The organism is Amycolatopsis sp. NPDC047767, assembly GCF_040704195.1.
In the GTDB taxonomy this organism is placed as follows: domain Bacteria; phylum Actinomycetota; class Actinomycetes; order Mycobacteriales; family Pseudonocardiaceae; genus Amycolatopsis.
The window spans coordinates 1-10,289 of sequence record NZ_JBEYSJ010000072.1 but is presented as its reverse complement, the minus strand read 5'-3'; the positions used below and the strand labels follow the sequence as shown (position 1 = coordinate 10,289).

At 71.3% G+C, this 10,289-nt stretch carries 7 protein-coding genes and 1 pseudogene; 4 read left to right on the top strand and 4 right to left on the bottom strand.

What is annotated here, in order from left to right; all coding sequences use genetic code 11:
* Positions 1-104 precede the first annotated feature (104 nt).
* Positions 105-1,103 carry an asparaginase gene (locus AB0878_RS49130; protein ID WP_366590561.1) on the top strand — a complete coding sequence of 333 codons (999 nt, stop codon included), beginning with the start codon at positions 105-107 and terminating at the stop codon, positions 1,101-1,103.
* A gap of 3 nt (positions 1,104-1,106) precedes the next feature.
* On the opposite strand, the gene AB0878_RS49125 is transcribed toward AB0878_RS49130, so the two are convergent.
* The 3 genes from AB0878_RS49125 to AB0878_RS49115 form a co-directional block, all read right to left on the bottom strand.
* The gene (locus AB0878_RS49125) at positions 1,107-1,586 is read right to left on the bottom strand and encodes a cysteine dioxygenase family protein (protein ID WP_366590559.1); all 480 of its coding nucleotides are present in this window, start codon (positions 1,584-1,586) and stop codon (positions 1,107-1,109) included.
* Between the two features lie 186 nt (positions 1,587-1,772).
* Positions 1,773-2,798: an NAD(P)H-dependent glycerol-3-phosphate dehydrogenase gene (locus AB0878_RS49120; RefSeq protein WP_366590557.1), complete on the bottom strand. Its 1,026-nt coding sequence runs from the start codon at positions 2,796-2,798 to the stop codon at positions 1,773-1,775.
* Positions 2,798-3,502 (bottom strand): lysophospholipid acyltransferase family protein, encoded by a 705-nt coding sequence (locus AB0878_RS49115; RefSeq protein ID WP_366590555.1) that lies wholly within the window; start codon positions 3,500-3,502, stop codon positions 2,798-2,800. The genes AB0878_RS49120 and AB0878_RS49115 overlap by 1 nt, the downstream gene beginning before the upstream one ends.
* Before the next feature lie 112 nt (positions 3,503-3,614).
* On the opposite strand from AB0878_RS49115, the gene cofC reads away from it, so the two are divergent.
* The 3 genes from cofC to AB0878_RS49100 are packed head-to-tail and all read left to right on the top strand — an operon-like array spanning position 3,615 to position 7,743.
* On the top strand, positions 3,615-4,247 hold the full coding sequence (gene cofC, locus AB0878_RS49110; protein WP_366590552.1) for a 2-phospho-L-lactate guanylyltransferase: 633 nt from the start codon (positions 3,615-3,617) through the stop codon (positions 4,245-4,247).
* Between the two features lie 56 nt (positions 4,248-4,303).
* Complete coding sequence (locus tag AB0878_RS49105; RefSeq protein WP_366590550.1) at positions 4,304-6,793, top strand: RNA degradosome polyphosphate kinase; 2,490 nt, start codon at positions 4,304-4,306, stop codon at positions 6,791-6,793.
* Positions 6,790-7,743, top strand: a complete 954-nt coding sequence (locus tag AB0878_RS49100; protein ID WP_366590547.1) for an NUDIX hydrolase — start codon at positions 6,790-6,792, stop codon at positions 7,741-7,743. Before AB0878_RS49105 ends, AB0878_RS49100 begins: the two co-directional genes overlap by 4 nt.
* Before the next feature lie 2,099 nt (positions 7,744-9,842).
* Here the strand turns inward: AB0878_RS49100 and AB0878_RS49095 are convergent.
* Positions 9,843-10,289: pseudogene (locus tag AB0878_RS49095) on the bottom strand (HU family DNA-binding protein); the annotation flags it as partial.

The following is a 10,289-nucleotide window of genomic DNA, read 5'->3' as shown; positions in this document are numbered from 1 at the left end:
CACTCCGGCAGCGACGCCGTGATCACCTGCACCACCACAACATGATCACCTACCGGCCCAGCGAGCCCGCGACCGGGTTACGAGACATCCCTTAGAGTGCGGGCATGACTCGTGCTCTTGTCGCCGTCGCCGCGCTGGGCGGCACCATCTCCATGGCCCCCGGCCGCTCGATCGAAGCCGGGGTGGTGCCGCGGCTGACCGCCGAGGACCTGCTCGGCGACCTCGGCACCGACCTGCCGATGGACGTCACGGCGGCCACGCTCGCCGGCATCTCCAGCGCGTCGATGGACTACGAGACGCTGCTGCGGACCCGCGAATGGGGCCTGGAACAGGTGGCAGCGGGCGCGGCGGGACTCGTCGTGGTGCAGGGCACGGACACCCTCGAGGAGACGGCGTACTTCTTCGAGCTGACCTGGCCCCACGACGTGCCGGTGGTCGTCACCGGGGCCATGCGCAACCCGAGCCTGCCCAGCGCGGACGGTCCCGCGAACCTCCTGGCCGCGCTGACCGTCGCGGCCGAACCCCGCAGCCGCGGCCGCGGTGCGCTGGTGGCGTTCAACGACGACGTGCACTCGGCCCGCTGGGTGCGCAAGGCGCACGCGAGCCACCTCGAAGCGTTTTCCTCGAACCCGGCGGGACCGCTCGGGCTCCTCGCGGAACGCTCCGTGCACTACTTCCACCCGGCCGGCGGACGTCCGGCCGCGCTTGCGGTGGAAAACGCCGACTTCTCGGGGCTGGTTCCGTTGCTGGAAGCGGGCATCGCGGACTCCGGCGAACTGCTCAAGCTGGTCCTCGGCGGCGGCGCGCGCGGGGTGGTCATCGCGGCCAGCGGCGTCGGCCACGTTTCGCGCGGGACCGCGGACGTGATCACCGACGCGCAGGTGCCGATCGTCATCGCCTCCCGCACCGGCGCGGGCACGACGTTCCGCGGCACCTACGGGTTCCACGGCTCCGAGTCGAGCCTGATCCGCCTCGGCGCGACGATGGCGGGCTGGCTCGACCCGCGCAAAGCCCGCGTCCTGCTTCAGGTCCTGCTCGCCACCGGCGCCTCGCGCGAACGCGTCGAGCAGGAGTTCCGCCTGCGCGGCGACCTGGACCGCTGAGCGTCAGTCCCGGACCGGACCACCGAGCGGATCCAGGTGGTACGGCCGCATCGCGCGCGGCCCGTCGCGGTAGACGTGGACGCTGATCGCCGGGTCCGGCCCGTCGTTGCGCACCTCGTGCACGTACCCGGGCCCGAAGACCCGCGACTGCCCGGCGGCCAGCGCGTGCACCTCGGTGACCGCGCGGTCGTCGGGCGAACGGCGCGCGACGGTCTCGGTCAGCCGCCCCGAGACGACCGTGAACGCGCCGGTCGAGAACTCGTGGTCGTGCAGGTCGGTGTGCTGGCCGGGCAGCCAGCTCAGCAGCCAGACCTCCTGACCTTCAGTGCGTTCCACGAGCGCGGAGAAGCGCTCGTCGGGGTCGTAGCGCAGGAGCTTCGCCCAGCGCTCGCGGTCGGCGGCCACCTCGAGGGCGACGCGCACGGGGTGGCGCAGGGCGGGGTTCTCGGGACGCAGCAGGGTGTTGTCCGGGACAGCGAACATGGTCGTTCCTCGCGGGAGAAAAGGGGAAAAGCTGGGCCGGGGCTGGGTTCACCGACAACAGCGACACGACGGCATGACCGGGCGGAGGTCACAGGACCCCGGCCGCACAGTCATCAGGCACATCGTCACGCCGACAGCGAACCAGTGCCGGACCCGCCGGTCAACCGTTTCCCAGCCCCTGGGAGATCAGCTCCACTCGTGCTTCTGCGAGCGCCCCAGCAGCTCCGCGCCGGCCTGGCGCGGGTCCACACCCTCGTGGCAGACGCGGTGCATCGCGTCGGTGATCGGCATGTCCACGCCCAGGCTGCGCGCCAGTTCGCGGATCGACGAGCACGACGCGACACCTTCCGCGACCTGCCCGCCGGTGGCGGCCTGGGCCTGCTCCAGCGTGTCGCCACGACCGAGGCGTTCGCCGAAGGTGCGGTTGCGCGACAGCGGCGAGGAGCACGTGGCCACCAGGTCGCCGACACCCGCGAGACCGGCGAATGTGAGCGGGTCGGCGCCGAGCTTCGTGCCCAGGCGCGCCATCTCGGCGAGGCCGCGGGTGATCAGCGTCGCCATCGTGTTGGCGCCGAGGCCGAGCCCCGCGGCCATGCCGCAGCTCAACGCGATCACGTTCTTGCACGCGCCGCCGAGCTCGCAGCCCACGACGTCGGTGTTGGTGTACGGGCGGAAGTACTGGTTCGAGCTCGCCCGCTGGATCGCCACCGCGCGCTCGTGGTCCGCGCACGCCACCACGGCCGCGGCCGGCTGCGCGGCGGCGATCTCCCGGGCCAGGTTCGGCCCGGAGACGACCACGATCTCGCCCGCGTCCACCTTCGCCAGCTCGGCGATCACCTCGCTCATCCGCTTGAGCGTGCCCAGCTCCACGCCCTTGGCCAGGCTCACGAGGATGGCCTCGGGCGGCAGCAGCGGCTGCCACGCCGTGAGGTTCGCACGCAGGCTCTGGCTGGGCACGCCGAGCACCACGGCCTGCGCGCCGTCGAGCGCGGCCGCCGGATCGGCCGTCGCCGTGATGCGCTCGGGCAGCCGGGTGCCGGGCAGGTAGGACTCGTTGGAGTGGCGCGTCGTGATCTCCTCGGCGACCGACTCGCGACGCGCCCACATGGTCACGTCGCGGCCGGCGTCGCCGAGGACCTTGGCGAACGCCGTGCCCCACGAGCCGGCGCCGAGCATCGTCACCCGCTGGACGTCGGTGGCGAAGGCGGCCATCAGGCGCCGTCCTCCGGCTTCTTCACGGGCGGCTCCTCGTGGCGGATCTCGCCCAGCAGCCGCGTGACCTCGTCCATCATCAGCTTGGTGACCTCACGCAGCGTGGCGGCGCTGCGGGGGTTGGCGTTCTCGTAGGCCGACAGGTCCAGCGGGTCGCCGATCAGGTGCGTCACGGTCTTGCGCGGGAACGGCGTGAACTTCTTCGTGTAGCCGTTGTAGATCTGGCTGGTGCCCCAGCGGGCGATCGGGATCACCGGCGCGTCGTTCTGCAGCGCCAGCCGCGCGACGCCGGTGAACGACTCCTTGGGCCAGCCGGCCGGGTCCTTCGTGATCGTGCCCTCGGGGTAGATCACGACGATCTTGCCCTCACGCAGCGCCTCGTGCGCGGCCCGGAGGCTGTCGCCCGCCGCGCTGGAGTTGCGCGACACCGGGATCTGGCCCGACGCGGTCGCGATCTTCCCGAGCACCGGGACCTTGAGCAGGCTGTCCTTGAGGAAGAACCGCGGCACGCGCTTCTGGCGGTGCACGAACACGGCGTCCACCACCGGGTCGAGGTGGGAGATGTGGTTCAGCACGAGCACCGCCGGGCCCTCGCGCGGAATCTTCTCCGCGGCGAGGTACGACCGCTTCCCGATCCGGGTCAGCGGGTAGAACACGAACGCGGCCAACCCCACCCAGAAGCCGCCCTTCTCACGCCGTGCCAAGTCTCCTCCTCCGAACGATCCACTCGGGCAGATCCTGCCGCGCCGGGGTTCACGCAGTCCAGGGAGGGTGCGCTCACCACCCACCACGGAGCTTTCGGGTAAAGATGGACAGGTGGACGTGGACCTGGTCGTGCCGTTGAAACACCCCCGCGTGGGCAAGTCGCGCCTGCGTGGCGCGGTCGGCGGGGCGGAGCACGCCGAGCTGGTGCTGGCGCTGGCGTACGACACGCTGGCGGCGGTCACCTCGGCGGCCGGCGTGCGGCGCGTGCTCGTCGTCGCCGCGGACCCGGCGGCGGTGTCCGAACTGGCCGGTCTGGGCGTGGAGCTGGTGACCGAACCGGGCGACGGCGGGCTGAACGAAGCCCTGCGTCACGGTGCGGCTCTGCTGCGCGACGGCGAGCCGGGCGGAATCGTCGGCGCCCTGCAGGCCGACCTGCCGGCCTTGCGCGCGGGTGATTTCGCCGACGCGCTGGCCGAGGCGGCGGGGCGGCGCGCGTTCGTCGCCGACCACCAGGGCACGGGCACCACGCTGCTGCTGTCGGCTCCCGGCGCGCCGCTCGACCCGCGGTTCGGCGCCGGTTCCGCCCAGCGGCACACCGATTCCGGCGCCGTCCCGCTGGCCGGCGCTATGGTGTCGTTGCGCAGCGACGTGGACACTTCGGACGATCTCGAACACGTGCGCGCGCTGGGCGTCGGCAAACGCACGGCGGCACTGCTGCCCGACGGAACCGTCCCATTGGGTTGAAGGTGTTCATTTGACCTTCACCGCGGTCTGCGCAAACTGCTGCTTCGTAGTGAACAATGGGCGTCGTGAGCACAGACGACGCCAGCACATCCGCCCGGAACGGACAGCCCGCCCGGCGGCGCAGGGCCAGCGCGGCGAAAGCTGAGGCGCCTGGAAGCCCCGCACGACACACGAGCGCAGCGAAGAAGACGCCGCCGAGCAAGAGCGTCGCTTCCGCGGACGCGGTGACGACGGCCGCCCGCGCGACCGCGGCCAAGGCGGGCACCAACGCCGCCGGCAAGGCCAAGACCGCCAAGAGCGAGCCGAAAACCGCGCCGGTGAAAACCTCGCGGGCCCGCAAGACCACCGCGGCCACGGCCGTGGCCACCCCGGAGACCACCCGGCCCACGGCCCGGCGCACCACGGCCGCGGTCGACGCCTCGGGCGACGATTTCCGCGGCGTGCCGTCGGCTCCGCCCGCCGTCACCTCCGCCGCGCCGACCGCCGTCGAGACGCTGCCCGACGACCGGTACTTCAACCGCGAGCTGTCCTGGCTCGACTTCAACGCGCGGGTGCTCGCCCTCGCCGAGGACGAGTCGCAGCCGCTGCTGGAGCGGGCGAAGTTCCTCGCCATCTTCGCGTCCAATTTGGACGAGTTCTACATGGTCCGCGTGGCCGGGCTGAAGCGCCGCGACGACACCGGCCTGTCCGTGCGCAGCGCCGACGGCCTCACGCCGCGCGAGCAGCTCGACTACATCGCCAAGCGCAACCAGGACCTGGTGGAGCGCCACATCGGCGCGTTCGAGAACCACCTGCGCCCGGAGCTCGCGAAGCAGGACATCCAGCTCGTCGGCTGGGCGGACCTCGCCGGTGCCGACCAGTTGCGCCTGTCGAGCTACTTCTCCGAGCAGATCTTCCCGGTGCTCACACCGCTGGCCGTCGACCCGGCGCACCCGTTCCCGTACATCTCGGGCCTGTCGCTCAACCTCGCGGTGACGGTGCGCGACCCGCAGGGCGGCACGGAGCGCTTCGCCCGCGTGAAGGTGCCGAGCAACGTGCCGCGCCTCATGCGCGTGGAGACCGAACGCACCAGCCGCACGGCCACGTTCCTGCCGCTGGAGGAGCTCATCGCCGCGCACCTGGGCGAGCTGTTCACCGGCATGGAGGTGACGGAGCACCACGTGTTCCGCGTCACCCGCAACGCCGACTTCGAGGTCGAGGAAGACCGCGACGAGGACCTGCTGCAGGCCCTCGAGCGCGAGCTGGCACAGCGGCGCTTCGGTCCGCCCGTGCGGCTCGAGGTCGCCGAGGACATGAGCGAGCACATGCTCGAACTGCTGCTGCGCGAGCTCGAGGTGGACCCGGCCGACGTCGTCGAGGTGCCGGGCCTGCTCGACCTGACGTGTCTGCACCAGCTGTCCGGTGTGGACCGCAAGGAGCTGAAGGACCGGCCGTTCGTGCCGGCGACGCACCCGGCGTTCGGCGAGCGCGAGACGCCCAAGAGCGTGTTCGCGACCCTGCGCGAGGGCGACGTGCTGGTGCACCACCCCTACGACTCGTTCTCCACGAGCGTGCAGCGCTTCATCGAGCAGGCCGCGGCCGACTCGAAGGTGCTGGCGATCAAGCAGACGCTCTACCGCACGTCGGGCGACTCCCCGATCGTCGACGCGCTGATCGACGCCGCCGAGGCCGGCAAGCAGGTCGTGGCGCTGGTCGAGATCAAGGCGCGCTTCGACGAGCAGGCCAACATCACGTGGGCGCGCACGCTGGAGCGCGCGGGCGTGCACGTGGTCTACGGCCTCGTCGGGCTCAAGACCCACTGCAAGGTGTCGATGATCGTGCGCCAGGAAGGCGCGACCATCCGGCGCTACTGCCACATCGGCACCGGCAACTACAACCCGAAGACCGCGCGCCTGTACGAGGACATCGGCCTGTTCACGGCCGACCCGAGCATCGGCGCCGACGTGACGGACCTGTTCAACGTGCTCACCGGCTACTCCCGGCAGGACACCTACCGCACGATCCTCACGTCGCCCCACGGCATCCGCCGCGGCATCGTGCGCGCGATCGGTGAGGAGATCGAGCTCGCGCGCGCCGGGCAGGACGCCGGGATCCGCATCAAGTGCAACTCGCTCGTCGACGAGCAAGTGATCGACGCGCTCTACCACGCTTCGCAGGCCGGCGTGCCCGTCGACGTGGTGGTGCGCGGGATCTGCGCGCTGAAGCCGGGTGTCGAGGGGCTGTCGGAGAACATCCGCGTCCGGTCGATCCTGGGCCGGTTCCTGGAGCACTCGCGGGTGTTCCACTTCCGCGCGGGCGGCACGCACTGGATCGGCAGCGCCGACATGATGCACCGCAACCTCGACCGACGCATCGAAGCGCTGGTGCGCGTGAAGGACACGAAGCTCACGCAGCAGCTCGACGCCGTGCTCGACTCGGCACTCGACCCGACCACGCGCTGCTGGGTCCTCACGGCCAGCGGCGAGTGGCAGCCCTCACCCGGCGCCGGTTCGCAGGTGCGCGACCACCAGGTGGAGCTCGCGAAGCTGCACGGGGCCGCCGGATGAGCGTGGACGTCCGCGCAGCCGGTGCGGTGTTGTGGCGCCGCGCCGGCGACGGGTTCGAGGTAGCCCTGGTGCACCGACCGCGGTATGACGACTGGTCGTTGCCCAAGGGCAAGGTCGATTCAGGGGAAACCCTCGCCGCCACCGCGGTGCGGGAGGTGTGGGAGGAGACCGGCTACCGCGTGGTGCTGGGGCGCCACGTCGCGCAGAGCGCGTACGACGTGCCGGCTCGCAGCGGCAGTGGCGTGCTGAAGAAGACCGTCGACTACTTCAGCGGCGAAGCCGTCTCGGGGACTTTCCTGGCCAACGCCGAGGTCGACGAGCTGCGCTGGCTCGACCCGGTCGACGCCGAGCGGCTCCTCACGCGCGACACGGACGTGCGCGTGCTGCGCGAGTTCTGCGCGCTGCCGGTGTCGTTGATCACCGTGCTGCTCGTCCGCCACGCCAAGGCGGGCAAACGCGACGACTGGACCGGCGACGACGACCTGCGTCCCCTGTCCGACGCCGGCCAGCGCCAGGCCGAAGCCCTGCGGGCCTTGCTGCCCTGCTTCGGCCCGGACCGCGTTTTCTCGGCCCCGCGGCTTCGCTGCGTGCAGACCGTGCGCGGCGTCGCGGAGGACCTCGGCGTCGACGTGCGCCACGAGAACCTCCTGTCGGAAGAGGGCTACTGGCCCGACCCGGTCCTCGGCATCGCCCGCCTCCTCGCCATCGCCGGCGGCGGGGGCACGCCCTTGATCGCCAGCCAGGGCGGCGTGATCCCGGACCTGATCAGCGCCCTGGCCGACCGCGACGGCACCGAGCTCGCCGCCGCCCGCGGAGGCGTCGTCCCCAGCAAGAAGGGCTCCCTCTGGGTCCTTTCCTTCCTCCCGCCCTCCGGCGACGTCGGCCCGCGCCTCGCAACCGCGGACTACTACCCGACGCCGTTGCCCGCACCCGCCCCTTCGCGGCACTGACGCAGTTCTTCTGTTCAGGCCTCCCCGGTTGGCTGCGCCAGTCGCCGGGGAGGCCTTCCGCGTTTCGGGGAATGGCGGTGTTCGAATGCGCTCGAAAAGTGGTGGGCTCGCTATTCGCGGGGTGCCGGCGATTCTATAGAGATGGCTATGTCGGGGTGGCCGACTATGGGTACACAAGTCCGCCCGAACGGCCGATCAAGGGCTCCGGGGTGGGGAAATTTTCACGTCGCGTTGGGGCGCGGATCTCGTCGGCAGTGGCGCTCAGGAGTGCTGTGGGCTGCCTGTTGGGGTTCTGCCGAAGCCTCCGTTGTTCTCTGGCCCTCGCCGCCCCGGGGAGGCTCCCAGGCCCGGGACTCCTGCTGCGGCAACGGTCTCGGCTGAGCCTTCCACCGCTTCGCGCTGGGGCGTGAATCCGCAGCTCCAGGCCACTTCTGGCGGTTGGGTCTCCGATGCGTTGCCCCGCAGCCGATCCACCCGACTCCGCCGCCGCTCCGGCTCCCAGCCGCGCGCGATCCCCGCAACGACGAACATGCGGCACGGCTCGTCCAGCCACCCGCCGCTCCGGCCAGGCCCATGGGAACACCGCGCTACACCCGCTTTGCCTGGCCCCAGCAGCCTTCCTACCGGCGCGGGTGCGACACCCTCGCGCCCCCCCAGCAGACCGCCCCTCAGCCACGCGCCTGATCACCCCAGCCATTCCGAGCACCGCGACCAACCTGCGAGAGATGCTGGAGGATCGGTGGGGCCTCACCGCCCCATCGACCTCGCACGGACCGAGATCTCGAACCTGCAGGTGGCACACCATTTCCTGCGCACCACACCACCCGCGACCCCAGGTCGTCCCGCCACAGACGACTCCCTCGACAGATACAAGAGGACCGTTGCGGCACCCCACCACCCGACCACACCATCCGCAACCGGACGCCGGCCCGAAGCACGAACACGCAGGTGGCACACCACTTCCCGCCCACCGCACCACCACCGACCCGCGTCGCCCCCACACGGCCCAATCCCCAACAGGCGCGAGAGGACCGGCTCGGCAAGCCACCGTCCGACCACACCATCCACGACCCCAAGTCGGCCCGAAGCACGAACACGCAGGTAGCGCACCACATCACTGCCGGCCCAGGCCCACCGGGCACAACCACCCCTCAACAGATACGTGAGGACCGGTGCGGCACCCCGCCACTCGGCCACGCCCTTTCACAACCCGGTCTGAGCCTGATGCTCGAAGATGCAGATGGCACACCACTTCTCTCGCGCCACACCGCGGCCGACCCCAGGTCGTCCCGGCACAGCCCACTCCCTCGACAAATACGGGAGCCGCCGATCGGCCACGTCGTTCGCAACCCGGCCTGAGTCTCAAGCGCGAACATGCAGGTAGCACACCATTTTCGAGGCATCCCGCCTCGGGCATCCTGCCGATCAAGAGTGCGGGGAACATGTCGCCGAGCACCGTCGTGATCTTCCGCGCATGTCCGCCGCGCATCTCCTCGACATGGTCCCCGCCTCGGCGTCCCGCCGTGTGGCAGAGCGGCCGGCCCGAGCCCGAGGCCTCACTGTGGTGATCGGAAGCCGGATGTTGACTGCCTGTCCCGCGTTCCTGGGTGCGGCGCTCGGGCAATGAGCGGGGCCTGAGTGCCGCAACGGTCTGCCGCAGCAACTGCGGCGTGATTGCTTGCCCGGCATTGCGATGCTTGCGCGGCAGCCGTCGCGCCGGAGCCCGCAGGACTAGCCCGCCGCCCCACCCTGTTGCACCAGCGTGCGGGCGGCCGTCCCGTTCGCCGTGGGCTCTCGACTTATGCGGCAGCGCGTTCTTGTCCACTGTTCTGCGCTGCGACAGCCAGAGGCCGTGCAGGCCCCGCCATTCCCGTGCAGGGCAGTGATCCCGCAGGCCAGAGGCGCGCAGTGGCATCGCGGCGGGCCGCAGCCGGGCGACCAAGCCAGGCAAGAGAAGCGCGGTTCCCTGGCCCAGCCGAGCATTCCCCGACTGATCACGCCCGCCACCCACCTACCCCACACATGCGGCAGGGCCCCCTCCCAATCAGGAAGGGGGCCCTGCCGTGAAGTGCACGTCCCGACGTAACGCCGGGGTGGTGTTACTTCTTCTTCGCAGCGCTGGTGCGCTTGGCGGCCGGCTTGGCAGCGGCCTTCTTCGCAGCAGGCTTGGCAGCGGCCGGCTTCGCGGCAGCGGCCTTGGTCGCCGTGGCCTTGGCGGCCGGCTTCGCGGCGGCAGCCTTGGTGGTGGCGGCCTTCGCGCGCGTCGTGGCGGGCTTGGCGGCGGCGGTCTTCGTCGCGGCAGCCGGCTTCGCGGCGGCGGCGCGGGTGCGCGGCGTGGTGGTGCGCGTGGTGGCCGGGCGGGTCGCCGTGGTGCGCGAGGCAGCCGCACGCGTGCCGGTCGCCGCGGTCGCGCGCGTGGTGGTCGCGCGGGAAGCGGTGGCAGCCGTGGCGGTGGTGGTGCGCTTGACGGCGGTGGCCTTGGGCAGCTTCTTCGTGCCGGAGATGACGTCCTTGAACGTCGTGCCCGCACGGAAGGCCGGCACGTT